26 protein-coding genes are annotated in these 26660 nt (G+C 72.0%); 8 read left to right on the top strand and 18 right to left on the bottom strand.

The window, feature by feature from the left end; all coding sequences use genetic code 11:
• Positions 1–8: 8 nt before the first annotated feature.
• From HNR19_RS03810 to HNR19_RS03800, 3 genes are read left to right on the top strand one after another with little or no spacing between them, the layout of a single operon-like run.
• Positions 9–1148: an ATP-dependent DNA ligase gene (locus HNR19_RS03810; protein WP_179666697.1), complete on the top strand. Its 1140-nt coding sequence runs from the start codon at positions 9–11 to the stop codon at positions 1146–1148.
• Positions 1149–1157: 9 nt separating this feature from the next.
• Positions 1158–1670, top strand: coding sequence for a hypothetical protein (locus tag HNR19_RS03805; protein ID WP_179666696.1), 513 nt, complete (start codon positions 1158–1160; stop codon positions 1668–1670).
• A gap of 30 nt (positions 1671–1700) precedes the next feature.
• Positions 1701–1958 (top strand): hypothetical protein, encoded by a 258-nt coding sequence (locus HNR19_RS03800; RefSeq protein WP_179666695.1) that lies wholly within the window; start codon positions 1701–1703, stop codon positions 1956–1958.
• Here HNR19_RS03800 and HNR19_RS03795 read toward each other — a convergent pair.
• Both HNR19_RS03795 and HNR19_RS03790 read right to left on the bottom strand, forming a co-directional pair.
• Positions 1955–2515 carry a mycothiol transferase gene (locus tag HNR19_RS03795; RefSeq protein ID WP_343047035.1) on the bottom strand — a complete coding sequence of 187 codons (561 nt, stop codon included), beginning with the start codon at positions 2513–2515 and terminating at the stop codon, positions 1955–1957. The two genes, HNR19_RS03800 and HNR19_RS03795, sit on opposite strands and share 4 nt — an antisense overlap.
• Positions 2508–3647 (bottom strand): DNA polymerase domain-containing protein, encoded by a 1140-nt coding sequence (locus HNR19_RS03790; RefSeq protein WP_179666694.1) that lies wholly within the window; start codon positions 3645–3647, stop codon positions 2508–2510. The genes HNR19_RS03795 and HNR19_RS03790 overlap by 8 nt, the downstream gene beginning before the upstream one ends.
• A 103-nt stretch (positions 3648–3750) precedes the next feature.
• On the opposite strand from HNR19_RS03790, the gene HNR19_RS03785 reads away from it, so the two are divergent.
• Positions 3751–5403 (top strand): hypothetical protein, encoded by a 1653-nt coding sequence (locus tag HNR19_RS03785; RefSeq protein WP_179666693.1) that lies wholly within the window; start codon positions 3751–3753, stop codon positions 5401–5403.
• A gap of 13 nt (positions 5404–5416) precedes the next feature.
• Positions 5417–6730 carry a hypothetical protein gene (locus tag HNR19_RS03780; protein WP_179666692.1) on the top strand — a complete coding sequence of 438 codons (1314 nt, stop codon included), beginning with the start codon at positions 5417–5419 and terminating at the stop codon, positions 6728–6730.
• A gap of 65 nt (positions 6731–6795) precedes the next feature.
• Here the strand turns inward: HNR19_RS03780 and msrB are convergent, their stop codons facing one another.
• The 13 genes from msrB to sfnG form a co-directional block, all read right to left on the bottom strand.
• Positions 6796–7197: a peptide-methionine (R)-S-oxide reductase MsrB gene (gene msrB, locus HNR19_RS03775; RefSeq protein WP_179666691.1), complete on the bottom strand. Its 402-nt coding sequence runs from the start codon at positions 7195–7197 to the stop codon at positions 6796–6798.
• A 27-nt stretch (positions 7198–7224) separates the two neighbouring features.
• The gene (locus tag HNR19_RS03770) at positions 7225–7965 is read right to left on the bottom strand and encodes a hypothetical protein (protein ID WP_179666690.1); all 741 of its coding nucleotides are present in this window, start codon (positions 7963–7965) and stop codon (positions 7225–7227) included.
• Between the two features lie 50 nt (positions 7966–8015).
• Positions 8016–8741, bottom strand: coding sequence for a hydrogen peroxide-dependent heme synthase (gene hemQ, locus HNR19_RS03765; RefSeq protein WP_179666689.1), 726 nt, complete (start codon positions 8739–8741; stop codon positions 8016–8018).
• Between the two features lie 12 nt (positions 8742–8753).
• A complete protein-coding gene (locus tag HNR19_RS03760; protein WP_179666688.1) occupies positions 8754–9443 on the bottom strand; it encodes a response regulator transcription factor in 690 nt (229 codons plus the stop codon).
• The gene (locus tag HNR19_RS23405) at positions 9436–11523 is read right to left on the bottom strand and encodes a histidine kinase (RefSeq protein WP_179666687.1); all 2088 of its coding nucleotides are present in this window, start codon (positions 11521–11523) and stop codon (positions 9436–9438) included. Before HNR19_RS23405 ends, HNR19_RS03760 begins: the two co-directional genes overlap by 8 nt.
• Positions 11524–11610: 87 nt before the next feature.
• Positions 11611–12330: a hypothetical protein gene (locus HNR19_RS03750; protein ID WP_218910139.1), complete on the bottom strand. Its 720-nt coding sequence runs from the start codon at positions 12328–12330 to the stop codon at positions 11611–11613.
• A 365-nt stretch (positions 12331–12695) separates the two neighbouring features.
• Complete coding sequence (gene hemG, locus HNR19_RS03745) at positions 12696–14051, bottom strand: protoporphyrinogen oxidase (protein ID WP_179666686.1); 1356 nt, start codon at positions 14049–14051, stop codon at positions 12696–12698.
• Between the two features lie 60 nt (positions 14052–14111).
• Entirely contained in the window at positions 14112–14741 is a 630-nt protein-coding gene (locus HNR19_RS03740; RefSeq protein WP_179666685.1) for an AmiS/UreI family transporter, read from the bottom strand.
• 10 nt (positions 14742–14751) lie between these two features.
• Positions 14752–15981 carry an acyl-CoA dehydrogenase family protein gene (locus HNR19_RS03735; protein ID WP_179666684.1) on the bottom strand — a complete coding sequence of 410 codons (1230 nt, stop codon included), beginning with the start codon at positions 15979–15981 and terminating at the stop codon, positions 14752–14754.
• A gap of 84 nt (positions 15982–16065) precedes the next feature.
• Positions 16066–16614 carry a flavin reductase family protein gene (locus HNR19_RS03730; RefSeq protein WP_343047034.1) on the bottom strand — a complete coding sequence of 183 codons (549 nt, stop codon included), beginning with the start codon at positions 16612–16614 and terminating at the stop codon, positions 16066–16068.
• Positions 16611–17774: an LLM class flavin-dependent oxidoreductase gene (locus HNR19_RS03725; RefSeq protein ID WP_179666683.1), complete on the bottom strand. Its 1164-nt coding sequence runs from the start codon at positions 17772–17774 to the stop codon at positions 16611–16613. Before HNR19_RS03725 ends, HNR19_RS03730 begins: the two co-directional genes overlap by 4 nt.
• A gap of 10 nt (positions 17775–17784) precedes the next feature.
• Positions 17785–19056, bottom strand: a complete 1272-nt coding sequence (locus HNR19_RS03720) for an SfnB family sulfur acquisition oxidoreductase (protein ID WP_179666682.1) — start codon at positions 19054–19056, stop codon at positions 17785–17787.
• A complete protein-coding gene (gene sfnG, locus HNR19_RS03715) occupies positions 19056–20189 on the bottom strand; it encodes a dimethylsulfone monooxygenase SfnG (protein ID WP_179666681.1) in 1134 nt (377 codons plus the stop codon). Before sfnG ends, HNR19_RS03720 begins: the two co-directional genes overlap by 1 nt.
• Before the next feature lie 177 nt (positions 20190–20366).
• Between sfnG and HNR19_RS03710 the strand changes: the two genes are divergently transcribed.
• The gene (locus HNR19_RS03710) at positions 20367–21281 is read left to right on the top strand and encodes a LysR family transcriptional regulator (protein WP_179666680.1); all 915 of its coding nucleotides are present in this window, start codon (positions 20367–20369) and stop codon (positions 21279–21281) included.
• Positions 21282–21291: 10 nt separating this feature from the next.
• Here HNR19_RS03710 and hemE read toward each other — a convergent pair whose 3' ends face one another.
• Complete coding sequence (gene hemE, locus HNR19_RS03705; protein ID WP_343047033.1) at positions 21292–22335, bottom strand: uroporphyrinogen decarboxylase; 1044 nt, start codon at positions 22333–22335, stop codon at positions 21292–21294.
• 66 nt (positions 22336–22401) lie between these two features.
• On the opposite strand from hemE, the gene HNR19_RS03700 reads away from it, so the two are divergent.
• On the top strand, positions 22402–23007 hold the full coding sequence (locus tag HNR19_RS03700; protein ID WP_179666679.1) for a DUF3000 domain-containing protein: 606 nt from the start codon (positions 22402–22404) through the stop codon (positions 23005–23007).
• The gene (locus HNR19_RS03695; RefSeq protein WP_179666678.1) at positions 23004–24419 is read left to right on the top strand and encodes a ribonuclease D; all 1416 of its coding nucleotides are present in this window, start codon (positions 23004–23006) and stop codon (positions 24417–24419) included. The genes HNR19_RS03700 and HNR19_RS03695 overlap by 4 nt, the downstream gene beginning before the upstream one ends.
• On the opposite strand, the gene HNR19_RS03690 is transcribed toward HNR19_RS03695, so the two are convergent.
• Together HNR19_RS03690 and HNR19_RS03685 are read right to left on the bottom strand one after the other, a co-directional pair.
• Entirely contained in the window at positions 24311–25783 is a 1473-nt protein-coding gene (locus tag HNR19_RS03690; protein ID WP_179666677.1) for an extracellular solute-binding protein, read from the bottom strand. The genes HNR19_RS03695 and HNR19_RS03690 overlap by 109 nt on opposite strands.
• A gap of 261 nt (positions 25784–26044) precedes the next feature.
• Entirely contained in the window at positions 26045–26638 is a 594-nt protein-coding gene (locus HNR19_RS03685; protein WP_179666676.1) for a hypothetical protein, read from the bottom strand.
• Positions 26639–26660: the final 22 nt, after the last annotated feature.

Below are 26660 nucleotides of genomic sequence, written 5' to 3'. Positions count from 1 at the left end.
TCACTCGCGTGGACCTGCCCGTGATGCCGCCCGTCCAGCCGATGCTCGCCAAGGCCGTGAAGGGCGTGCCCGACCCGGCGAAGTTCGACCCCGACGGGGTGTACGGCGGCCGCGGCCTGTCGTTCGAGCCGAAGTGGGACGGCTTCCGCTGCATCCTGTTCAAGGACGGTGACGAGGTCGAGCTCGCGAGCCGCAACACCAAGCCCCTGACCCGCTACTTCCCCGAGCTCGTGGCCGCCGCGCGGGAGCAGCTGCCCTCTCGGTGCGTGCTCGACGGCGAGATCTTCGTGGCGCTGCCGACCGACGGTCGCGACCGGCTTCAGTTCGAGGTGCTCCAGGAGCGGATCCACCCCGCCGAGAGCCGCATCAACCTGCTCGCCGAGCAGACGCCGGCCAGCTTCGTGGCGTTCGACCTCCTGGCCCTCGACGACCGCTCCTTCGTCGACAAGCCCTTCGCCGTACGGCGTGCCGCCCTCGAGGAGGCGCTCGCCGACCTGCCGCCCGACGGGCCCTGCCACCTCACCCGCACCAGCACCGACCCGGCCGTCGCCGAGGAGTGGTTCCACACGTTCGAGGGCGCCGGCCTCGACGGCGTGGTCGCCAAGCCGCTCGCGGCGCCGTACCAGCCCAACGCCCGCACCATGCTGAAGATCAAGCACGAGCGCACCGCCGACGTGGTGCTCGCCGGCTATCGCGAGCACAAGACGAGCACGCCGGAGCGTCCGCTGATCGGCAGCCTGCTGCTCGGGTTGTACGTCGGGGACGACCTGCACCACATCGGCGTCTCGGCGAGCTTCACCGAGGCGCGGCGGGCCGAGCTGTGGGAGGAGCTGCAGCCGCTGGTGTGCCCGATCGAGGACCATCCGTGGGGCAAGTGGCAGGAGTTCCTGGTCGCCAACCCGGGGCGCCAGCCGGGCACCCAGAGCCGGTGGAGCCAGGGCAAGGACCTGTCGTTCACGCCGCTGCGGCCCGAGCGCGTGCTCGAGGTGAAGTACGACGCGATGGAGGGCAGCCGGTTCCGCCACACCGCGCACTTCAAGCGCTGGCGCGAGGACCGTGACCCGCGCTCCTGCGGCTACGAGCAGCTCGAGCAACCGGTGAATTACGACTTGGCCGACGTGCTGGGACCGGGGGCTGCCGAGGGGTAATACTGGAACATGGGCACAGAGCTCCAGGAACGGTACGACGTGGTCCTCCTGGTCGAGCAGGCGCTCACCGCCGCCGACGCCGCCCAGGTGCGGGCGCTGCACGAGTCGCTCGATGCCGTGGTGGTCTACCACGTGCTGCTGCCGATGGCCGACGCCGCTGCCGCGGTCGAGGCGTCCCTCGGGGTGATGGGCGGCGCCGACCTGATGGCCCCCGCGGTCACGCCGAGCACGGCCGAGATCGAGGCCATGCGCGAGGAGAACCGCGAGCGCGCCGAGCGCGAGCTTGCTGCCACCGTCGCCGCTCTCGAGGCCACCGGCGCGACCGTCGGCGAGGGCACGATCGTCGCCGGCCCGCCGGTCGACGCGCTGATCGCGAAAGTCGGCGAGGTCTCCGGCTCCGAGGCCATCGTCCTGACCCGGCCGCACGTCGTCGCCGAGTTCTTCCACGTCGACTGGACCTCCCGCGCCCGCCGCAAGCTGGGCGTGCCGGTCCTCCACCTGCTCGAGCACGAGCCGGCATAACCCGCCGGGCACGGGCGGCGTTGTGGTGACATGTCCTCCGCGCTCGACGTACGCCTCTACGAGACGGCCGCCGCGGCGCCCGGCATCTGCAGCCACGACCAGGACCTGATCGTCGACCTCTGCATCGACGCCGTCGCCATCGCGCTGGACGTGGACGTCTCCCACCGTGGCCGCACCGCCCGCAGCGCCGTACAGCTGCTGCTCGCGGAGGCGGTGCCGCACCTGCCGGCGGACAACCGGGGTGAGCTCGCGCGGCTGTGCGAGCTGGTGGTCGTGCGCGGGCTCTAGGCGCTCGCGGAGAGCTCGACCACGATGTCGAGGTGCCCGGCGTGCCGGGCGTACTCGGCGAGCACGTGGAAGCAGATCCACTCCAGGGTGGGTGGGTCGTCGCTGAAGCGGCCGCCGGTCGAGCCCACGGCGTCGAGGGGGTACGACGCCAGGATCTCGCGGGTGCGGGCCCCGATCGCGTCGAGCCGGCCCGCGAGCTGCTCGGCGGTGACCTCGTCGGCGACCTGCCACCGCGCTGCCGGGCGGGTGTCGTCGGAGTCGTCGGAGTGCCACGGCTCGTCGACGTTCCAGTCGCCCCACGGCTCCGCGACCTGCTCAGCGAGGAACCCGTAGACGAACCAGCGCTGCTCCATGTGCAGCACGTGCGAGAGCAGCTCGATCGGCGTCCAGCCCGACGGCACGAGCGCGGCCCGTTGCTGCTCGGGCGTGAGTCCGAGCACGCCGTCGACGAGCTCGGAGCGCACCCAGTCGAGGTAGTCGGCCCAGCGCTGCGAACCAGCGGCGCCCGCCTTGGTCGGCTCGGCGCCGTTGCGCGCCATCCGCTGGTCGTCACTCACCGCCGGCCTCCTCGGGATGGAGGTCGCGCCAGCGCGGCCGCTCCGGCCGGTCGCCACCGACCCAGTTGCCCTGCTCGTCCCAGTGGTCCTCGCGCTTCTTCGACGGCTGCACCCGGGGCGGCTCGCCCGGCATCTTCGGGTAGTCGGGCGGGAAGTTGAGCTCGCCGCCCGGCAGCTCCTCCCAGAGCCGCAGCAGCGGCTCGAGCGAGAACGCCTCGTCGTCGATGGTCGCCCACGGGTCGCCGTTGGCGAGCCGGTCGGGCACGGTGAACAGGTTGAACTCGCGCGGGTCCTTCACCTCGGCGAGCTCCTCCCAGGTCATCGGCGTCGACACCGGGGCGCCGGGCAGCGGCCGCAGGGAGTAGGCCGAGGCGATCGTGCGGTCGCGGTTGTTCTGGTTGTAGTCGACGAAGATCCGCTCGCCGCGCTCCTCCTTCCACCAGGCCGTGGTGACGCCGCCGTCGCGACGCTCGAGCTCCCGGCCGAAACCGATCGCGGCGTGCCGCACGTCCTCGAAGGTCCACCGCGGCTCGATCCGCACGTAGATGTGGACGCCACGGTTGCCGGACGTCTTCGGGTAGCCGCGGATCCCGAGCTCCTCGAGCAGCTCGCGCGCCACCCCGGCGACGCGCACGGCGTCGGCGAACGTCGTGCCCGGCTGGGGGTCGAGGTCGATCCGCAGCTCGTCGGGGTGGTCGACGTCGTCGCGCCGCACCGGCCAGGGGTGGAAGACGATGGTGCCCATGTGCGCGCACCACACCGGGACGGCGATCTCGGTCGGGCAGATCTCCTCCGCCCTGCGCCCGGACGGGAACGTGATCTCCACGGACTCGAGGTAGTCGGGAGCGCCCTTCGGGACGCGCTTCTGGTAGAACGCCTCGGCGTCCTTGTCCTGCGGCCCGGTGGCCAGCTTGAAGCCCTCCCGTACGCCGGACGGCCACCTCTCGAGAGCGGTCGGCCGGTGCCGCAGCGCGCGCATCAGCCCGTCGCCGACGGCGGCGACGTACTCCGCCACCATCAGCTTGGTCACCTCGGGCGTGCGGTCGGTCGCCTCGTAGATGACGCGGTCGGGGCTCGAGACCCGCACGGAGCGGTCGCCCGCCTGGACCTCGGCTGCCGGGGTCTTCGCCATGCCGCTCAAACTAGCCGACCGCCGCACGTATCAGGCCGCGCTGCCGGCACTCCTCACGGGTTGAGGGACTCCCCCTCATCCATCCCCCCAGAGGAGAACAGCTATGGCTCCACTGACGCTGCACCCGACGAAGACGTCGGTACGACGGCGCTGTCAACGGCTCCTGCGATTCACCATGCTCGCGCTGCTCGGCGGCGCGACCCTCACCGCGGTGGCGACCACCTCGCCCGCCTCCGGCGAGACCCCGACGAACGTGCGCATCGTGATCGAGCGGGTCGAAGAGCGTGGGTGCACCGACACCCTCGACGGCTCCGACTTCTACTCGCGCATCACGATCAACGGCGTCGACCACGACTTCGGCGAGATCGAGGACGAGGACGAGATCTCGCCCAACTGGGTGGCGGAGGAGGTCGTCGACGCCGACGTCACCACCTCGGTCCCGATCAGGGTCAAGATCCACGACTCGGACGGCTTCCTGAACTTCGGTGACGACGCCTGCGACCTCACCGCCCCGGGCGGCGACGACCTGGAGCTCACCGTCGGGATCGACCCTGTCGCAGGCTGCTCGGTCTCCGGTCACGTCAGCGGCGCCTGCGACTCGACGTTCACGACCACCGGCGGCGGTGGCGAGAGTGTCTTCGTCCGGTTCCGGGTGGAGGTCGACCAGGACGCGCCGCCGCAGACCGCCGACGACGCCCTCGTCCGTTGCCTGCACTCCCCGCTGTGGCCCAAGCCCGGCGACGACGTGACGATCACGGTCGAGGCCCTGGATCCGGCGCTCAACGTCGGCGACACCGTCACCGACGACTCGAACAACCCCAACCCGCCGCCGGCCCTCGTGAACCGCGCGGTGACGGCGGACCGGCTCGAGATCTGGGTCAACGACAAGGACGCCCCGGACAAGGTCGCGACCACGACCACCAGCACTACGTACACGATCAACGACATCAACGCCGGCGACCTCGTGTACTCGTGCAAGGTCGCGACCGGTGACGAGGAGAGCTTCACCGGGTGGCGCCGGACCCGGGTCGGCGCTCCGGCTCAGGGCGAGGCGATCCCCGTGGTGCTCACGGGCGGGCGCGCCAACCGGGTCGACGTCGTCCTCGTGCCCGACGGCGACAACTTCACCGGTGCCGGCGACGCCGCCTTCCAGACGGCCATGGAGAGCCTGATCAAGGGGTCCTACTACGGCGAGGGCTTCTTCCTCGCGCGGCAGCAGGGCTTCAACTTCTGGCTCGCGAACACCACCGGCGATGCCGAGCGGGTCCCGGACCCGACACCGGCCGACCCCGCCAACACCAGGTGCGTGCTCACCGCCCCCGCCAACTGGGGCGACAGCTACACGTGGGCCGACACCGGCGCGCTGATGCACACGGACGTCTTCCGTGACTGTGCATCGAACGGGCTGTTCTCGGCAGAGCCGGCCTCGCTGGGAACCACGTTGCACGAGACCGGACACGCCCCGTTCGGGCTTCCGGACGAGTACTGCGGTCCCTGTGACGGCGGCTACTGGGAGAACACCCCCAACGCGACGATGTGGGACACGCTGGCGGAGTGCCAGGCCGACGCGCCGAGCCTCGGCCGGGTGGCGAGCGACTGCCGCCAGATCACGGACGTCGACCCGCCTAACCGGATGTTCTGGACCTCCGAGCCGGACATCACGGACCTGATGAACTCCGACCGGCACCCCCCGCAGGCCGGCGACATCCGCCGGATCGACTGGTACTTCACCGAGTGCCTCGACGGCTCGTGCTGAAAGGAGAAATGACATGAACACGCGAATCCACAGGAAGCACCTCGCCGTCGCCACTGGCCTCGCCGCCGTGGCCGCGATCGCCACGACCGCCGTCAGTGCAGCCAGCGGTCCGCAGCCCCTGGCTGCCGACCCCGGCCCGTTCGACGGCACGAACCCCGCCAACGCATCGATCCCGACCTACGACTACGACGACCCCTCCCGGTCGTTCGTCGTCCAGGCCCACTTCGGCATGCACGGCGCCACAGTGAACGATGTCAGCGTGGGGATGGGGCGGTCGCGCTCCCACCTCGGTGACCCGTCGCTCCTGGAGCTGCGGCTCCGGAGCGCGACGGACGCACCGCTGGGGTCGATCGACGCCTGGGACCCCCGGTGGGTGTTCGAGGAGACCGCCGGAGGCGGGGAGCGGATGGAGATCCGTCCGGGCCCCGGCATGCTGATCACGCCGTTCGACGCGGACGCCGAGTCGATGGTCGTCTATGACGTCGAGGCGGGCGAGGCGCTCACCACGGTCGACCTCGCTCCCGCGATCCGGGAGTACTGCCTCGACCACCCCGAGGACGCCCAGTGCGTCTCGGCCGACCTCGCCGTCACGGCGAGCGAGGCCACCGGCACCGGGTTCAGCGTGGTCGGGGAGACGACGCAGGTCGAGGTCGCGACCACGGTCGAGAACCTCGGCCCGGACGGTCCCGTCGACGGGGTCGTCGACGAGGTCGTCACGGCTCCCGCCGGCGTCACGGTGACACCGACGGGCTCCACGTGGGACGCGGACGGCCTCGCCGTCGGCGCACCGCGCGAGCACGCGTCGTCGTACGACGTCACGTGCGAGGAGCCCGGCGTGCACACCGTGACCGTCGAGTCGACCATCGAGCCCGCTTTGGCGAAGGTCGCGGACCCGGACGCGTCCAACAACGCAGGCACGGCCGAGCTCGAGATCGAGTGCGCGATCCCGGTGAAGCTGGACATCAAGCCCGGCTCGGACCGCAACCCGGTCAACGTCAACGAGGCCACCATCCCGATGGCGGTGCTCACGACGGAGGCCGGCGAGTTCGGGCTGCCGCTGGCGTTCGACGCGACCACCGTCAAGGTGGCCGGGCTGCGGATCGGCGACCGCGACGCCCTGGTGACGTCGGCGAGCGGCGTCCCGGAGCGGCACGGCAAGGTGCACCTCGAGGACGTCACCCCGAAGGACGGCGACGTCGACGCGATGCTCCACGCGGCCGGCCGGGAGATCCCGGTCACCGCGAGCACGACGGAGCTGTGCGTGCGGGGTACGACGACGTCGGGCCTGAGCTTCTTCGGGTGCGACGTGGTGGACGTGGTGCCCTGACCTGACACCACACGACGTGGGCGCCGGCGGTCGAGAGGCCGCCGGCGTCTGCGCGCCGCCGGCGGCTACTGGTCGGCCGGCTCCAACGTGAGGGAGATCGAGTTGATGCAGTAGCGGTCACCGGTCGGGGTGCCGTAGCCGTCGGGGAAGACGTGCCCGAGGTGCGACCCGCAGTTGGCGCAGCGGACCTCGACCCGCTTCATGCCGTGGGAGTTGTCCTCGAGGTACTCGATCGTGTCGCTGATCGGCTGGTAGAAGCTCGGCCAGCCGCAGCCGGAGTGGAACTTGGTGTCGGACTCGAAGAGCTTGGCCTGGCACGCCTTGCAGCGGTAGACGCCCTTGGTCTCGGTGTCGGTGTACTCGCCGGTGAACGCGCGCTCGGTGCCCGCCTGGCGCAGCACCTGGTACTCCTCGGGCGAGAGCTCGGCCCGCCACTGCTCGTCGGTCTTCTCGACGTTGTACGTCATGCCACGAGCCTACTCAGCCACGCCAGGTCAGGTCGCGTCCGTCGGCATCGGTAGCGGCTTGACCAAGTGCTTGGGTGGCGCCTCCACCTCGACCGGCTCGCCCCACTCGCTGATCCGGAAATCGACCCGATAGGTCTCCACCCAGGTCGTGATCCGGTGCAGAAGGTGCGTGTCGTCGAGCCACATCCGGTAGACGACGTTGGGCACCTGCTCGGGCTCGATCCTCAATTGCTCCGCGAGGAACTCGTCGGACATCGTGACGTCGTACTGGTGCGCCTTCCCGTAGTCGACGTTGAACGCACCGCCGTACTCGAGCGACTCCATCCCCGAGGCGAAGTCCCTCGCCATCGTCAGCGGCTGACCCATCTCGATGTCCGCGAGCATCTGCGCGGCAAGCTCGTCGGGGAACTGGAAGAACGTGCGTTGCCCCTTGTCACGGACGTAGACCTCGCCGTCCAGCCCGAGCATCGTGACCACGTCGCCCGCCTCGTCGACCGTGCTCCTGAACGAGAACTCACCGTCGTCCTCGAACCGGATCCGGATGTCCATCGACATATCGTCGGACGTCATCTCAGCGCGGTAGGTGTCGAAACGCGTCGACGAGTCCACCACGGCCATCGCGAAGGCGTTCTCGGACAGCGGCACATAGACGTCCTGCGCCACCCGGGTCCCGGACACCGGTCGATCGATGACGCCACAACCGACGGTCGCAGAGGCGCAGCACAGCGTGAGGGCGGTCAGGGCGACCGCTCGGGCCACCCGAGACATGTGCAGATCCTAGGTCCGACGACTGCCGGGCGCCGGAGATTCGTCAGACCTCAGGGCAGCCGCTCGGCCAGCTCCGCGACCTCGACCCGGGCGCCGGTGTAGAACGGCACCTCCTCGCGCACGTGGCGGCGGGTCTCCGAGCCGCGCAGGTGCCGCATCAGGTCGACGATCCGGGTGAGGTCGTCGGCCTCGAAGGCCAGCATCCACTCGTAGTCGCCGAGGGCGAAGCTGGGCACGGTGTTGGCCCGCACGTCGGGGTAGTCGCGCGCCATCTGGCCGTGCTCGGCGAGCAAGCGGCGGCGCTCGGACTCCTCGAGGAGGTACCACTCGTAGGACCGCACGAACGGGTAGACCGCGACGTACCGGTGGGCGCGCTCGTCGGCGAGGAACGCCGGCAGGTGGCTGCGGTTGAACTCGGCCGGCCGGTGCAGCGCCATCTGCGACCAGACAGGGGTCAGCCGGGCGCCCAGGGCGGTACGGCGCAGCCGGCTGTAGGCCACCTGGAGCGCGTCGGACGTGGGGGCGTGCCACCAGATCATGAGGTCGGCGTCGGCGCGCAGGCCCGCGACGTCGTACAGGCCCCGGACGACGACGTCCTCCGCGGCGAGGTCGGCGAGCAGCTGCTCGACCTCCTCGGCCTCGCTCTTGCGCGCGACGTCGTCGCCGCCGAACGCCCGCTCGAGCCTGAACACCGACCACATCGTGAAGCGGATCGTGTCGTTGAGCTCGTTGATCTTCGCCGCGTTCGACTTGATGTGGGCCTGGGGGTCGCTCATGCCCTCCATTGTCTACGACCGCCCGTACCCCGCTTCCCTCGCCTTCACGATCGCGTCGGCGCGGCCGGTGGCGTGCAGCTTGGCGTAGATCGAGGAGACGGTGTTGCGCACGGTCTTGTTGGAGACGTAGAGCTCGCCGGCGATGTCGTCGTTGGACCGGCCTGCGGCGATCATCTCGAGCACCGACCGCTCGCGCTCGGTGAGGTCGGGGAACGGCTCGACCTCCTCCACGGGAGCTGCGGAGGCGCCGGAGAAGAACGCCGCGACCTTGGCGGCGAGCGAGGCACCGAACACCATGCCGCCGGCGGCCGCCGTACGGATCGCGCTCTCGACCTCGGGCGCGCCGGACCCCTTGAGCAGGTAGCCGCTGGCCCCGGCGCGCATGGCCGACAGGATGGTGTCGTCGTCCTCGTTCATCGTCAGCATCACCACCCGCAGGCCGGGCGTCCGGCCGGTGAGGAACCGGGTCGCCTCGATGCCGTCGAGCTGCGGCATCTGGATGTCCATCACGACGACGTCCGGCGCGGTCTCCCCCACCACGTGCAGCGCCTCCCGGCCGTCGGCGGCGGAGCCGACCACCTCGATGCCGTCGAGGGCGCCGAGCAGGGCGGCGAGCCCGTCGCGGACGATCTGGTGGTCGTCGACGACGACCACCCGGATCGGTGGGACGGCAGTCTCGCGCGGGGCGGAAGGCTCAGTCATGGTCGCCTCGGGTTCCGGTGAGGAGGGGCAGTCGGGCGCGGACGACGGTGCCGCCGTCCGGTGGGCAGAGGACCTCGGAGCTGCCGCCGAGCTCGGCGGCCCGCTCGCGGAGGCCGACCAGGCCGACGCCGGCCTGGCGGTCGGCGCTGATGCCGACACCGTCGTCGGCGAGCTCGACGAGCAGGTTGTCGTCGTCGAGCTCGAGCCGCAGCCGCGCGACCTCGGCCTGCGCGTGGCGGGCCACGTTGGTGAGCGCCTCGCCGACGATCCGGTACGCGGCCACCTCGACCGCGGCGGGCAGCCTGCCGTCGAGCTCGGGCGCGTCGACGGCGAGCGGTACGTCGAGCCGGTCTGCCTGCTGCTTGAGCGCCCCGACGAGGCCGCGGTCGTCGAGGGCGGGCGGGCGCAGGTCGTGCACGAGGCGCCGTACGTCGGCCACGATCCCCTGCACGTGCTCGGTGATCCCCGAGAGCTGATCGCGGGCGGCGGCGGGGTCGGCGTCGACGGCCATCCGGGCCGCCTCGAGCTGGAAGACGACGCCGCTGAGGGCGGGGCCGAGACCGTCGTGCAGGTCCCGGCGGATCCGGCGCCGCTCCTCCTCACGGGCGGTCACCAGCCGCTCGCGGCTGTGCTGCACCTCCTCGGCGAGCTGGCCGGTGCGCGCGGCGACGGCGGCCTGGCGCACGAGGTCGCCGAGCAGCTGCTCGTCGCGGGCGCTGAGCCGGCTGCGGACGCCGCGGGCGGGCAGGACCAGCCGGCCCACCTGCGCGCCGCGGTAGGTGATGGGCAGGGTGCGGACGGCGGCGGGGCGCTCGCCGAACGTGGTGACGGTGCGGTCGCCGCTGCTCCAGTCGACCTCGAGGCTGACGAAGCGGACGCCGAACGCGGAGGCGACCGCCTGCGCGACGGCGGCGAGCTGCTCGCGCGGGTCGTCGGTCGTCTCGAGCGTCGAGGAGAGACCGGCGAGCGCGTCGTAGGGGTTGTCGCGCTCTCCGAGCATGCGGCGCCGTACGAACGCGGACAGGCGCTGCCGCAGCGGGCCGTAGAGCACCACCGCGACCAGGAGCACCACCGCGACGACCTGCGCCTGGGTGAGGTCGTCGTCGAGCACCAGGGTCAGCGCCGCGAGCACGACCACGTCGGCGGCGACCAGGGCCGCGAGCACGACGGTCAGGACGACCGTGCGACCGAGCAGGTCCTCGATCGGGACGAGCTGCGGCCGGACGACCCCGACCGTCATCGCCGCGCCGGGGAGAACCAGCGCGACGAAGCTGCCGAAGAAGTCGGTGCCGGGGATGGGGAGCACGGTCATGGTGACGAGCTCGAACGCCACGATCACCACGGTGGCCCACGCGAGCCAGCGCATCCGGTCGCGCGTGATGCCGCGGGAGCGGCGGTAGCGCACGATGATGAGCACGAGCCCGGTGATGAACGACGCGTAGAGGCCGCCGACGACGATCGGCTGCGCCGTCTCGGCGATGCCGGACAGCGCGTCGATCGAGGTCGGGTCGATGTCGACGGAGCGCGGCAGCCGCTTGTCGTCCTCCACCTGCGGCTCGAACGGCATGACGAGCAGCGCGAGGCACGCGAGGACGCCGAGGCCCAGCGACATCCGGGCGACGATCCCGTGCCAGCCCGGCAGCAGGCGGCCGCTCGGGAAGACCAGCAGCACGGCCGCGATCCACACCGACAGGAACGACCCGAACCGGTCGAGGAACCAGACCGCGAACGTCATGCCGGGCCACACGCCCTCGTCGGTGACGCCCGCCCGGATGTAGGACTGGGCGAGGCCGTCGAGCGACCAGAAGACGCCGAGGCCGCCGAGCAGCCAGCCGAAGATGTGCGCCGTCCGGCCGAGGAGGATCGGTACGGCAAGGCCGGCCAGGAAGACGCCGTTGAACGTGAACGGCCAGCCGGGCTCGGTCACGTAGCGGGAGCCGGGGCCGTCGGCCGGGGCGATCGCGTCGAGCGCGACGGACGCCGCGAACAGCAGCGCGCAGACGACGGCGAGCGCCCACGCCGCGGCAGGCCGGCCCGGGGCTCCCGGCGCCGGCTCGTCGGACACGGGGGCGACTTGCACCGGCACAGTGTGCAGCCGACCCGGCCCTCTCGGGGCCGGATCGGCTGCAAGTGGTGGTGTCACAGGTCGGTCACGAAGGTCACACGGTCACGCGCGGCCGCGGAACGCCTTGTCGCCGACGAGGAAGCCGAGAGAGACCACGACCAGGCCGACCGGGCCGGTGAAGCCGGCCATGTACTGCAGCGGGGAAATGCCGAGCAGCAGGGTCAGGCCGCCACCGAGGAGGCCGACCAGGCCGAGCCACTTCGCGACGGCGCCGGCACGCGAGGCGAGGAAGAGGACGATGCCGGACAGGCCGAGCAGACCCCAGATCCACGGGATGGTGCCGATCCAGTGGTTGTAGAACACCAGCGCCTCGTCGACCACGATCTCGCCGTCGGCCGCGGCGAAGATGAACTCGGTGTCGAGGCCGGTGCCGAGCACCACCACGATGGCGGTGCCGAACAGGCCGCTGAACCCGATCATCGGCAGCGTGCTGTCGGCGGGCAGCGACGCGCGCAGGCGGCGGTAGAGGCCGGCGGCGAACACGATCATGAGGACCGCGCTGACCATGCCGAGCACGTGGAACGCGAGCATCTGGGGCACGAAGTCGCCCATCTTGTCGGCGATCGCCGCGGCGTCCCGGTCGAGCGACTCGTCGTAGACGGCGCTCACGGCCAGCGAGCTGGCGATCGCGCCCGCTCCGGCGATCCCGGCGACGAGGCCGGCGAGCGCCCAGCGGGTCGACGGCTGCGCCTGGGCCGGCGCTCCCGGCGCGGGCGGCAGGTCGCTGCGGACCGGGTTGTGGTGGACGGTGTGGGTGGTCATCGGTGCGTTCCTCTCGGGGATGGGGTGCTGCGATGACCAGACGGTGCCGGGCCCGGCGTCCCGGGCAGCAGGGACAGGACGGCACACCTGCCGGGACAGGCCGAGTTGTACCTCGTGGTCCGCCGAGTTGGACCTCGTGGTCCGCCGAGTTGTACGCCGTGGTCCGCCGAGTTGTACGCCGTGGTCCGTCGAGTTGTACGCCGTGGTCCGTCGAGTTGTACGCCGTGGTCCGTCGAGTTGTACGCCGTGGTCCGTCGAGTTGTACGCCGTGGTCCGTCGAGTTGTGCGGGGTGGATCCGGCACTTGTCCGCGCCATCACCGACAACTCGGCGGACCATCACCGACAACTCGGCGAACCATCAGATTCAACTCGCGTCGATGGAGGCGGCGGCGCGCTGACCGCTGGCGACGCAGGCGGCGATGCCGACCCCGTCGTACGCCGCCCCGCAGACCTCCAGGGCGGGGACCTGGTCGATCGCGGCGCGGATGCGGGCGACGCGGTCGACGTGGCCGACGGCGTACTGCGGGAGCCCGCCGCCCCAGCGCTGCACGACCGCGTCGACGGGAGTCGCGCGGAGCCCGGTGGCCTCGGCCAGGTCGGCGAGGGACACGCCGATCAGCTCGTCGTCGGCCACCTGGAGGCTCTCGGCCTCGCCGCGGCGGCCCAGGGAGCTGCGCAGGACCAGCAGGTCATCGGCGGCCCCGGCCGCGCGGACCCAATCCCACTTCGCGAACGAGAACGTGGCTGCCTTGACCCGGCGGCGGTCGACCGGCGGCACGAGGAACCCGGACGCGCCGACGTCGAGCGCGTCGCCCGCGTCGGCGACCCGGAAGGCGAAGGTCACGAGCGCGGTCGAGGCGTAGTCGAGGGTGGCCAGCTCGCTGGCGGCGGCCGGCGCGATCTCGCCCAGCAGCCGGGCGGTGGCCGGCGCGGGTGTCGCCAGGACGACGGCGTCGACCTGCTCGCCGTCGACGTCCCAACCGGCGGCGGGGCGCTGCAGGCGCCGCACGAAGACCCCGGTGCGCACCTCGACCCGACCGGTGGCCGCGAGCGTCTCGGCGATCCGCTCGGGCAGCTGCCACATGCCGCCCGCGATGCCGGCGAAGACCGGGGAGGCCGCGCTCCCGGGGTCGGGCAGCGCCGGCGCCTGCGCCGTGATCGACCCGCGCGCGGCCATGGTGACCAGCTGCGGGATCGCGGCCCGTGCGGAGATCTCTCGGGCGTGGCCGGCGTAGACCCCGCCGAGCAGCGGCTCCACGAGCCGGTCGGTGACCTCCGGGCCGTAGCGGTCGTCGACCAACGCCCCGACGGAGACGTCGTCGTCGAGCTCGGAGGCCGGCAGGTCGGGCTCGCGGCGCGCCCGCTCCAGCCCCTCGGGCGAGAGCACCCCGCTGTCGGCCAGCTGGTCGAGGTCGAGCGGCGCCCCCATCAGCGTGCGCGGCAGCGGCCTCAGCGCTCCCCTGGTCCAGATCCGCGACGACGCCCCGGACGGATGCGTCACCGGCAGGGCGAGGTCTCCGGCCAGCGCGACGCCCTCGGGGCGCCGGTTGACCATCGCCTCGGCGCCGACGTCGACGGTGATCCCGGCGACCTCGCCCCGACGGAGCTTGCCGCCGACCCGGTCGGTCGCCTCCAGCACGAGCACGTCGTGACCGGCGGCCGCGAGGTCCCGCGCAGCGACCAGTCCGCTGATGCCCCCACCGACGACGACCGCACGCACCTGCTCAGGATGGCAGAGGTGGGCCCGCTCCCCACGCGAGCCCACCTCTGGTTCGCGGGATCAGGCGGCCACGGGCGCGGCCACCTCGCTCGGCCGGTCGACCGGGGCCTGCAGCGACCGCAGGGCGATCGGTACGACGACCGCGGCCGATGCCACGATCGAGGCCACGATCGACCACTCCGGCACGCTGCCCCACTCCCCGAGCAGGATGACGAACCCCGGCACCGTGCAGGTCGTGAACGACTGGATGAGCGTGAGCCACCCGGCAGCGGTCGTCAGCCGTTCGACACCCAGGGCGAGCACCACCCAGAAGACGGCCCACAGGACCGACCACTGCAGCCAGAGCAGTCCGGTCGCGAGGTCGTCGAACCGCACGATGTTGACGACGCCGAAGCCGGCTGCCATCACGGCGACCCAGGCCGAGTACCAGCCCAGCCCGTCGGCGGCGTACCCCTTGAGGTTGCCGATCCCGACGTAGAGGTAGGTGAACCCGAACAGGAAGATCCCGGCCGCCGAGAGGATCTCGTCGGGCGTCTCAGCCGTCGCGATCAGGTAGAACGGGATCGCCGTCTGCAGGCCGCCGACGAACAGGTTGAAGACGCCGGCACTTTTGGCGTCGACCTTGCCGAGGAAGAGCAGTCCGTTCACGAACAGCACGGCCCCGACGAACAACAGTCCAACTGTGGACACCGTCGCCTCCTCAGAAGTAGGCGTTCGCCGGGAACGGCGTGCCGTGGACGAAGTTGGCGCCGAGCGACGAGGCCTTGAGGAACGTCGGGTTGTGCGTCGAGATCGTGCGCACGTTGCGCCAGTGCCGGTCGAGGTTGTACGCCGCCTGGGTGGCCGACGTGCCGCCGACGTCGAAGAGGCGCGCCGCCGTGGCATACGAGAACCGGTCGACGGCTACCTTCGCCTCCGCGGCGGCACGCTGCGCCGCCGCCGCCTCGTCCTTGCCGGGCACCCCGTCGACGACCGAGTCGGCCGCGACCTGGAGCGCCTCGGCCGCACGCAGGACGATCGCCTCCGCGGCGAACGCGTCGGCCGCGATCTCGCCGACGACCTGCAGCACCTGCGGGTCCTCGGCCGGGCTCTGCGGCGCGTTGGCGTGGCTGTAGTTGCGCGCCCTCCGCTTGACCAGCGCGACCGCATCGTTGCGGACGTTGCGGAGGATCCCGGCCGTGACCGCCTGGAGGAAGAGCTGGAGGAACGCGCCCTGGTAGCCCGGCACGGGCTCGCCGTCGGGTTCTCCGAGGTCGAAGAACTCCTCCTCGGCGACCCGCACGTCCTGGAGGTGGGTAGTGCCCGTCCCGGTCAGCCGCTGTCCGAAGCCGTCCCAGTCGTCGAGGATCGAGACGCCCTCGCGGTCGACGGGGATGACCGCGCCGGCGATCCGGCCCTCGGGGGCTGCGGCCCAGATCTGGGTGTAGTCGGAGTAGATGCTGCCGGTCGAGTAGTACTTGGTGCCGTTGAGGCGGTAGCCGCCGGCCGGGTCCGGGGTGAACGCGGTGTCGAAGTACAGCCCGACCGGTCGCTTGCTCTGCTCGCTGAACCCGTTGCCGACGAAGAGGTCCTTGCCCGCGAGCTCCAGGAGCCGCGTGCGGAACGCCGGGTCGTCGGCACCCTGCAGGTGCTGCTCGACGAACCAGTAGTGGGTGCGGAGGATGTGCGGCACGCTGGAGTCGGCCTCCGCGAGGTCGATGAGCGCGGAGAACAGCTCGGGGATGCTCAGGCCCGCTCCCCCGTCCTTGACGGGCAGCCGGAGCCGGCCGGTCCCGGCCTCCTTGAGCCAGCCGATGACCTCGTGGGGTGGGGTCTTGTCGCGCTCGCGCTCCGAGGCGCCCTCGGCGATCCGGTCGAGCAGGGCGCGCCACTCGGGCGTCCCGGGCCGGGTCACCGGGGTGACCCGCGTGGGGCTGGTGTCTGTGGTCATGGACTCTCCTTGTGATGGGTGGTGGGACTGGTGCCCGGCGGCCGACCGGGTGCGTGGCCGGCCGCCGGAGTCGAGGTCGGGTGGTCAGCGGTGGAGCCGACCGAAGCCCGAACGGTGGAACACGAGCGGCGACGAGGCCGATCGCGGCTCGTCGGGGTGATCGACGGCGTGCAGCTCGAGCAGCACGATCGTGTGGTCGCCGGCCTCGACCTCGCGGTAGATCGTGCAGTCGAACCGGGCCAGGCCGTCGTCCACGGTCACCGCGCCGGCGGACGAGACCGAGAACGGCACCCCGTCGAACCGGTGGGCGACCGGCCCGGCGAGCTGCCGGCAGACGTCGCCGTGGTGGTCGGCAAGGATCGTGACGCCGAGGTGGTCGGCGCGGCGGAGGTCCGGCCAGGTCTTGGACGTCGTCGCGATCGAGAACGACACCAGTGGCGGGTCGAGGCTGACCGAGGTGAACGAGCTGGCGGCGAGCCCGACGGGCCGGCCGTCCACCTCGGCGGCGACGGCGACGACACCGCTCGGGAACACGCCGAACGCCTGCCGGAGGGCACCGGGGTCGAGGTCCTGGTTGGTGGCGAACGCGCCGGCGAGCAGGCCGGTCTGCTGGATCAGGGCTGGTGTGCTCACGAGGCGGCCTTCCCGGCGGTCGCGAACGGGACCGCGGCGTTGTGGTGTCGGTCGGGGCGCTCGTCCTTCCAGAGTCCCCGGTCGGCGAGGATCGGGAGGACGCCCTCGCCGAACCAGTACGCCCCCTCCAGGTGCGGATAGGCCGACAGCACGAACTCCTCGATGCCCAGCTCGGCGTACTCCTGGATCCGGTCGGCGACCTGCTCGTGGCTGCCGACGAGCGCCGTGCCGGCGCCGCCGCGGACCAGACCGACGCCCGCCCACACGTTCGGATAGACCTCGAGGTCGTCGGTGCTGCCGCCGTGCAGCGCGAGCATCCGCCGCTGGCCCTCCGACTCGCTGCGACGCAGGCCTTCCTGCACGCGCTTGATCGCGTCGGCGGGGATCTGGCTGAGCAGCCGGTCCGCCTCGGACCACGCGGCCTCCGGGGTGTCCCTGGTGATCGTGTGCATCCGGATGCCGAAGCGGATCGGGCGCGCGTCCCTGCCCTCCGCGTCGGCGAGCTCGCGGATCCACGCGATCTTCCTGGCGACCGCCTCGGGCGGCTCGCCCCAGGTGAGGTAGACGTCGGCGTGCCTCGCCGCCACGGTTCCGGCGGCCGGCGAGGAGCCTCCGAAGTAGATGTCCGGCACGGGATCGGGGACCTGGTCGAGCGACGCAGCCTCGACCTTCAGGAACTCGCCGTCGAAGTCGACGGTCTCCCGGGCCCAGAGCCGCCGCACGATCTCGAGGAACTCGTCGCACCGGCGGTAGCGGGCGTCCTTGTCCTGGAAGTCGCCGAACATCCGCTGCTCGTGCGGCTCGCCGCCGGTGACGACGTTGAGCAGCAGGCGCCCACCCGTCAGGTTCTGGAAGGTGCCGGCCATCTGCGCGGCGAGGAACGGGGAGACCAGACCGGGCCGGAACGCGACGAGGAACTTCAGCCGGTCCGACGTCTGGCTGAGCATCGCTGTCGACAGCCAGGCGTCCTCGCACCACGCCCCGGTCGGGGTGAGCGCGGCCTCGAAGCCGTTGTCCTCGGCCGCTCGCGCCACCTGGGTCAGGTAGGGGACGTCGCCCGGGCGGCCTGCACGGCCGGGCGTGAGGCCGTGGCCACCGCCGACGACGTGCCTCCCGTCGCCACCGTTGGTGGGCAGGAACCAGTGGAACTTCAGGGACATCGCAACCTTCCTAGAGTTGTCCGTTGTTGGGCGGGAGGGTGCCGTCGACCGCGTAGCGACCGAGGTGCTGCACCTTCCATGCCGCGGGGTCGTGCAGGGTGTGCGTGCGGGCGTTGCGCCAGTGGCGGTCGAGCGCCAACCCGGCGAGCGCCGAGCGGGTGCCGCACACCTCGAAGAGCCGACTTCCGGCGTCGAGGGAGGCAGCGGTGGTGGCGGCGCGCGCCGCGGCGACCGCGAGGCTCGCCTCCGCGGCTGCCTCCGCGGTGAGACCCGCCCCGGCCGCGGAGGCCCGGTCGACCGCGCGTCCGGCCTCGGCGACGAGCGCCTCGGCGGCGCGCGTCTGGAGCTCCAGCTCGCCGAACGCGTGCACGACGAGCGGATCGTCGGCGGCGCGCTCGACGCCGGCGTCGGGGTAGGGGCGGCTCCTCGTGGTGACGAACTCCGCGGCGTCGGCGAGCGCCGCCCGCGCGATGCCCGCGTCGATCGCCGCGTGCAGCAGCTGGGCGAACGCGCCGTAGACCTGCGGCCGCTCGAACGTCAGGTGGTACGGCGTCAGCCGGTCGGCCGGGACGCGCACGCCCTCGAGGAGCACCCTGCCGGACGCCGTGGTCCGCTGACCGACGCCGTCCCAGTCGTCGACGACCGTGACGCCCTCGGCGTGCCGCTCGATCCAGGCGACGTGCAACGGTCCGTTCTCGCCGAGGTGGGCGAGCACCGGGATCCAGTGCGCGAACAACGCCCCGGTCGCGTAGCCCTTCTCCCCGTCGAGCAGCCACTCGCGCGCCGTACCGCCGGAGCCCGTCGGTCCGACCGGGCGGAGTGTCGTGGCGTGCTCCCGGAGGTGCCGGCTCTTGATCTCCGACTGAGCGTTGCCGAACCGCTTGCCGCGGAGCACTTCTGCGAAGAGGAACGCCTGCTGGTCGGCGGTGCCCTGCTGGCGCAGCGCGTTGACGTAGACGAAGTGGCTGTGCGGGATCTGGGCGACGTTGGGGTCGCCCGCCGCGAGGTGGCGCACCACCTCGGCCAGGGTCGCGGCGCCGAGGCCCGCCCCGCCGTGCTCGCGGGGGACGGTCACCGCCAGCAGTCCGGAGGCCGACAGCTCGTCGAGCTGCTCGGTCGGCAGGACCCGGTACCGGTCCCGCTCCCCCGCTCCGGTCGCGAGCCGCGCGCCGACGTCCCGGGCGACGGCGACCGCTTCGGTGGCGGTCAGCACCGGTACCCGTCCGGCCTGGCCGAGCGACGGTCGCCGGGCGACCTCCTCGACCACCGATCGCGACGTCATCAGACCCGCTCCAGCTCCGCGGCCTCGAGCTCGCGGACGAGGGGCAGGATCTCGCGGCCGAAGTACTCGACGTCCTCGTGGTAGTGGAGGAACCCGAGGAGAAAGAGGTTCACGCCCAGCTTCTTGTACTCGATCATCCGGGTGGCGATCTGCTCGGGCGTGCCGATCAGTCCGGTGCGGAAGCCGTCGTTGTACTGGACCAGGTCGGCGAACTCCGAGTCCTGCCACATGCCCTTCTTGTCGCCGGTCGACTGGCCGGCCTGCTTGACCGCCGCCCCGAAGCCCTCAACGGCCTCGCGGTCGGCCTTGTCGACGATCTCCCGCAGCACGTCGCGGGCGGCGGCCTCGGTGTCGCGGCCGATCAGGAACCCGTTGACCCCGAACTTCACGATGCGGCCGTGGACCGTCGCTACGTCGGTGACGTCCCGGATCTGCTCGTGGATGCCCTCGGGGGTGTTGCCGTTGGCGAAGTACCAGTCGGTCACCCGACCCCCCATCCCGCGCGCGTCCGTGGAGTTGCCGCCCATGAAGATCTCGGGGTGCGGCCGTGAGTCGGTGATGACCGGCTTCGGCTTCAGGTCGAAGTCGTGCAGGTTGTAGAAGTCGCCGTTGAACTCGGCGTTGTCCGATGTCCAGATCTCCCGGACATAGCGGATGAACTCCTCGGACCGGCGGTAACGCTCGCCGTGCTCGAGCCACGGCTCGCCGAGCTTGGTGAACTCGTCCTTGAACCAGCCCGACACCACGTTGATCGCCATCCGCCCGCCGGTGATCTGGTCGGCCGTGGCGATCCACTTGGCGAGGACGCCCGGCTGCCACAGGCCCGGGTGGATCGCTGCGATCACCTTCAGGCGCTCGGTCGCGAGCGTGAGCGCGAGGCTGAAGGCCGTCGACTCGTGCTGGTAGGCGGCGCCGTACGACGCTATGTAGCGCACCTGCGACAGCGCGTAGTCGAAGCCGTTGTTCTCGGCCAGCTGGGCGAGCTTGACGTTGTAGTCGTAGCCCCAGTCGGTGCGCTGCTCGATCTTGCTGACCACCAGGCCGCCGCTGACGTTAGGCACCCAGTAGGCGAACTTGAGGGGCTCGTGGAACGACGGTCCGTACGACGCGCGGTCGCTTCCTGCACTGCTCATGGAATGTCTCCCGGTCTGATCGAGGCGTTCTGCTAACGTTTGTCTACAGAGTTACTTGTCTTTGGCGCACGGGCAAGGACGCGAAGTGCAGGAGTCGCAGACGGAGACATCGGCGGCCCCTTTCACGGGCGGCCGACCACCACTCCGGGCACCCTGACCCCCGAACGGAACGAAGAAATGCGGATCGAACAGCTGCAGTACCTCACCGCCGTGACGCAGCACGGCTCCCTACGCAGAGCGAGCGAGAAGCTCCACATCTCGCAGCCGGCGCTCAGCGAGGCCGTCACCAAGCTCGAGCGCGAGCTCCGCGTCACCCTGCTCGACCGGCGCCGGTCCGGCGCGAAGATCAGCCGCGAGGGGCGCGACCTGCTGCCCTACATGGTCGAGGTCCTTGCCGCCGTCGACCGGCTCCGCATCGCCGCCGGCGACCAGCGGACGGACAGCAGGTTGATCCGCCTCGGCACGGTCCACGCGGCCACCTCGACGCTCCTGGTGCCGGCGGTCCGGGCCTTCCAGGACCGCCTGCCCGGCACGACCGTCGAGGTGCTGACGTTGCAACAGGCGCAGATCGACGAGGGGCTGGCCGAGGGTTCGCTCGACCTCGGCCTCGTCAACGTGCTGGACGGGGACGACGCACCGATCGACCTGGTCGGGACCGACCTGATCGTCGGCCGGCCCGTAGCGGTGCTCCCCGCCGGGCATCCCCTCACTGCGCAGACCCACGTCAGCGTCGAGGACCTCCGACCGGAGCGGTTCGTGATGATGCGCGCGGGCTATCTCATGCACCGTTACGTGCACCGGATCTTCGGTGCGCAGCCACCCCTTGCCTGCCACCACACCGACGGCGCCGAGATGGGGAAGGCGCTGGTCGCCGAGGGTCTCGGCGTGACCGTGCTTCCCGACTACAGCGTGCTCGGCGACCCGCTGGAGCGTGCCGGGCTGATCGAGGCGCGTCCGATCGCGGGCGACCAGACCGTGGTCAACCTCGTGCTGCGGCAGCGCAAGTCGCTGCAGACCCCGCTGCCGGTCCGCGACCTGCACAACACGCTCGTCGCGCTCGCGGGCGAGTACCAGGCGGCGCGGGCGAGCTGAGCCCCGGCGTTCAGTCGAGCGGGTAGGACTGCACGAACTCCGTCAGCCGCGCGAGCTGGTCGGGGTCGGTCGACGGAATGACGCCGTGGCCGAGGTTGAACACGTGGCCCTTGGCGGCGCGCCCGGCCTCGATGATCTCGGCAGCCCGGGACGTCATCACGTCGGTCGGCGCCAACACCAGCGTCGGGTCGAGATTGCCCTGGACGCCGCGGTCACCCACCAGCGCGATCGCCTGGTCGAGCGGGGTGCGCCAGTCGACGCCCACGACGTCGGCGCCGGCGCGGCCCATCAGGCCGAGCAGGTTGGAGGTGCCGACACCGAAGTGGATGCGCGGTACGCCGAGCTCGCCCATCCGCTCGAGCACCCGCGCCGAGTGCGGCCGCACGTAGCGCCCGTAGTCGGCCGGCGTCAGCGCGCCCGCCCAGGAGTCGAAGAGCTGGATCGCGGACGCGCCGGCCGCCACCTCGACCTCGAGGAACGCTGCGGAGATGCCCGCGATCTTCTGCATCAGCGCGTCCCACACGTCGGGGGCGCCGAACATCATCGCCTTGGTCTTCGCGTGCTCCTTCGACGGGCCGCCCTCCACGAGGTACGACGCCACGGTGAACGGCGCGCCGGCGAAGCCGATGAGCGGCGTACCGCCGTTGACGCTCGCGAGCTCGCCGGTGAGGGTCGAGACCGCCTCGGTGATGTACGGGACGTGCTCGGGGGTGAGGTCCGGGATCGCCTCCACGTCGGCGAGCGTGCGGACGGGCGAGGCCACGACCGGCCCGACGCCCGGCACGATGTCGAGGTCCACGCCGACCGCCTTGAGCGGCAGCACGATGTCGGAGAAGAAGATCGCCGCGTCGACGCCGTAGCGGCGGACGGGCTGGAGCGTGATCTCGACGATCAGCTCCGGGGTGGCGCACGCGTCGAGCATCGCGACGCCCTCGCGCACCTTGAGGTACTCGGGCAGCGAGCGGCCCGCCTGCCGCATGAACCACACCGGCGTGTGCGGCACCTGCTCCCCCCGGAGGGCCTTCAGGAACGCGCTCTGACTGAGGTCACCCACGCCTCCCAGCCTCTCAGGCGGCGCGCCTGAACCTCAAAACCGGGCCGTTGGACCTAATCTGACCTCATGGTGGCCCGGGAGGAGACGCACCAGGGAGCCGGCGTGCCCCCTGAGTTCGCCGCTGCCGTGGCCAGCCTCCGCGAGGCGGTCCTCCGCCCCGAGGTGTACTGCGAGGAGATGCCCGCGCCGCAGCGGATCGCACCCCACGCCACGGCCCTCTCCGCGGACGTGACCGTCGACGGCGAGGACGTCGCCACCGGCCGGATCGTGGTGCTCCACGACCCCGCGGGCAACGCCGCCTGGGACGGCACCTTCCGGTGCGTCGCCTACTGCCGCGCCGAGATCGAGGGCGACCTGGCCACCGATCCGCTGCTCACCGACGTCGGCTGGACCTGGCTGACCGACGCCCTCGAGGCCCACGGGGCCGAGTACGGCGCGATCTCGGGCACCGTGACCCGGGTGCAGACCGAGAGCTACGGCAGCATGTCCGACGACGGCGGTTCCGCCCAGCTGGAGATCCGCGCGTCCTGGACGCCCCACGACGTGCCCGACCTCGCTCGCCACGTCGAGGCGTGGGGCGAGCTCCTCTGCACGGCGGGCGGCATGGAGCCGGTGCCCGACGGGGTCGCGGTGATGCCGTCCCGGCGAGGTCAGCGGGGCGCCGGAAGTTGACGCAGGACCCGAGCCCCACGGACGCCGACACCGCGGTCGACGTCGAGGCCGAGACGGCGCCCGAGGTCGAGCTGCTCCGGCTCGCCGACGGCCTCCCCCCGGTCATCGAGACCGCGGAGGCGCTGGCCGACTACTGCGCGGCGCTGGCTGCCGGGACCGGTCCGGTCGCGATCGACGCCGAGCGCGCCTCGGGCTACCGCTACTCCAACCGCGCCTACCTGATCCAGGTACGCCGCAACGGCGCCGGCACCGCGCTCATCGACCCGATCCCGCTCGAGTCGCTCGCCCCGCTGCAGGAGGCGATCGGCGACGCCGAGTGGATCCTGCACGCCGCGACGCAGGACCTGCCCTGCCTCGCCGACGTCGGGCTGCGCCCGGCCGCGCTCTTCGACACCGAGCTCGCCGGCCGGCTGCTCAACTACCCCCGCGTCGGACTGGCGACCCTGGTCGAGACGCTCCTGGGCGTGCAGATGCTCAAGGAGCACTCCGCCGTGGACTGGTCGACCCGCCCGCTTCCCGCGCCCTGGCTGGAGTACGCCGCCCTCGACGTCGAGGTGCTGGTCGAGCTGCGCGAGCTGCTCGCGTCGCAGCTGGTCGAAGCCGGCAAGGACGACTGGGCGCGGCAGGAGTTCGAGCACCTGCGGGGCTTCGAGGTGACCCCGCGCGTGGACGCGTGGCGCCGTACCTCGGGGCTGCACAAGGTGCGCGGCCGCCGGGCCCTCGGCGCGGTCAAGGCGCTCTGGGAGACGCGGGACCGGATCGCCCGCGAGCGCGACGTCACCCCCGGCCGCCTGATCCCCGACTCGGCGATCGTCGCGGCCGCCACCGCGCTGCCCACCGACCGCGGTGCCCTGATGTCGACCCAGGGCTTCCACGGCCGGGGCGCGTCGCGCTACGCGAAGGAGTGGCTGGCGGCGATCCGCGAGGCCGTCGACGCCGACGAGGCCGACCTGCCGACCCGGGTGACCCGGGGCGACGGCCCGCCGTCCCCGCGCGCCTGGGCCGAGAAGGACCCGGTCGCGGCCCGTCGCCTCGAGCTGGCGCGGGCGTCGGTGACCGAGATCGCGGCGGCCAACGACCTCCCGGTCGAGAACCTGCTGACCCCGGACACCGTACGACGCGCGATGTGGACCCCGCCCTCGACCCGCGACCCGGTCGCGTTGCTGGAGGCGCTGATCGACCAGCTGCGGGCGCTCGGCGCCCGCTCGTGGCAGGTCGGCCTGACCGCCGCGGCGCTGGCCCAGGCCGTCCTCGACGCCGAGGCCGAGAAGGACACCCTGGTCCGCCCGAGCCGGGGCCGGCGTCAGTCCGAGGAGTCCGGCACCGTCGTCGAGACGTCGTCGTCGGACGAGTCCGAGGAGTCCGGCGGGTCGAGCGCGTCGTCGGACGGGGTCTCCGACTCCTCCACGTAGTCGGGATCGAGCACCGCCCGCGACATCTCGTCGATGAGGTCGAGCTGCGCGTCGAGGTCGTCGAGCACCGGCTGGCTCAGCAGGGCGGCGATCGAGGCGCCGACGTGGGCCTGGAGCCGCGTCCAGTCGACGCTGAGCGGCAGCGCCTGGATCGAGCGGCGGGTCGAGGTGAACACCGCCGCGTTGTCGGGCTGCTGGCCGGGCTGGAGGAACGGCTCGGTGAGCGCGACGCTGAGGTTGGTCGGTACGACGGACCCGGTCGAGGTCAGCTCGGCGACGGCGTCGTCGCTGACCAGCGTGACGAGGAAGTCGGCCGCCTGCCCGACCCGGTCGCGGGCGCCGGCCGTCACGCACACGCCGTTGAGCTCGCCGAGCGTCGCCGCCGAGCCGAGCACCGGCATCGGCATCACGTCGAAGCGGAGATCCTCGGTCTGCCGGAAGATCGGGGTGAGGTCGCGGTAGCCGGCGATCATGCCGAGCTTGCCGGCCTGGAACCACTCCAGCGGCGAGCGCTGCTCGAGCTGCTGGTCGGTCAGCGTCAGGTGCGGGTCGCGGAGGACCTCGAGGGTCTCGCGCATCGCGCCCGACGCGTCGTCGTCGCCGAGGGCGAGCGACGTCGGCTCGGCCTCGTCGTCGAACAGGTGGCCCGCGCCGGAGTAGATGAACGGCGCGAGGCCGGTCAGGGTCGGCGCGATGTGGACGCCCTTCGCGTGGTTGCGCGGCCGGCTGGCGAACTCGGCCGCGGCACGGAAGTCCTCGAGCGTCCAGCTCGTGCGCTCCTCGTTGGGCACGGGGAGCTCGCGCTCCTCCATCCGGTCGAAGTCGATGAGGTCGGTGTTGTAGTAGATGACCATCGGCGACGCCGTGTAGGGCATGCACTGGAGGTCGTCCTCGGCCGAGAACGAGATCACCGCGTCGCGCGAGAAGCCGTCGCTGGTGTGCACGTCGCGGGCGTCGAGCAGGTCCTGCAGCGGCTGGTTGCGGCCGGCCGCCATCGTCTCGGGCAGGTCCTGGTGCCGGATCAGGAAGAGGTCGGGCTCCACCTCGCCCGCGTCGATCGCGTCCTGGAGGGCCTGCGGGTCGTCGTACGCCTCGATCGTCACGTCGACGGTCGTCGACTTGTCGTTGTAGTCGTCGACGACGCGCTGATAGGCCGCGACCTCCGCCTCGGTGCCCCAGACCGCGAACACGAGGGTGCTCATCGGGGTCGCGCTGGTCGACGCCGTCGCGGTCGGGCCGGGGCCGGGGCCGTCGTCGTCCGTGGTGTCGGCCTCGCCCCACACGAGCATGCCGACCACCACCGCGACGGCCACTACGAGTACGACGGTCCACGTGCGCCAGGTCAGTCGTCCGTCGTTCGCCATGGTCCGGACACCTTACCGACAGGCCCGAGACCGAGATGAACGAGCACGCCGGACCGGGAGCGCCTCACGGCGCGTGGCCGCTCTAGGCGGCTAATTTTGGGACCCGGGGCTGCCGCAGCCCGGCGTGCTCGACCCCCAACGTTACTAGGCGGTCGCGAGCGAGGGAGCGAAGCGACCGATGCCGCGAGCCGACTCGGCAGAAACGCACCGGAGGAGCGAAGCGGGGGAGGGCGTATTCTGCCGCGTCGGCGAGCGAGCGCCTCAGCCCAGGCGGCTGGCGAGCTCGAGGTGGCCCGCGGCCTCCAGCTGCTCGCCGAGCACGAGCATCCGCCGTACGCCGTCGCCGGTGCCGGGCAGCGACGCCCGCCCCGTGGCGACCACGCGCGCGAAGGCCGCGGCCCGGAACAGCACGTCGGCGAAGTCGCCGCCGGTGATGCCGCGCAGCACCTCGTCGATCATCGACCGCAGCTCGTCGGGTCCCGGCGGGTCGGCGACCCCGGCGACCACCCGGGCGAACTCGGCGGCGTGCCGGCCGGCGTCGTACTCCCGGGCGACGGTCGCCGGGTCGGCGTGGACCCACGACCGCAGCAGGTAGAGCCGCCACAGGCAGCCGGCCAAGGACTCGGCCGGCGCCGCGGACCACAGCTCGGCGATCGCCTCGATGCCCTCGGTGTCGGCCAGGTGCACGATCCGCTCGGCGACGGCGGCGTCGCCCTCGTCGCGCGCGCCCCTCACCAGCAGCGCCGCGGCCCGGTCGGCGGCCTCGCTCACCAGCGCCGGGTCGCTCCCGCCGACGAAGTCGTCGAAGAAGTCGCCGGTGCGGGGCGAGGGCTTGTGGTGAGGGCGCTCAGACATCCCACCCAGACTACGACCGGAC

Origin of the sequence: Nocardioides thalensis (assembly GCF_013410655.1) — a bacterium.
GTDB classification, from domain to species: domain Bacteria; phylum Actinomycetota; class Actinomycetes; order Propionibacteriales; family Nocardioidaceae; genus Nocardioides; species Nocardioides thalensis.
This window is presented reverse-complemented; position numbering and strand designations above follow the sequence as displayed.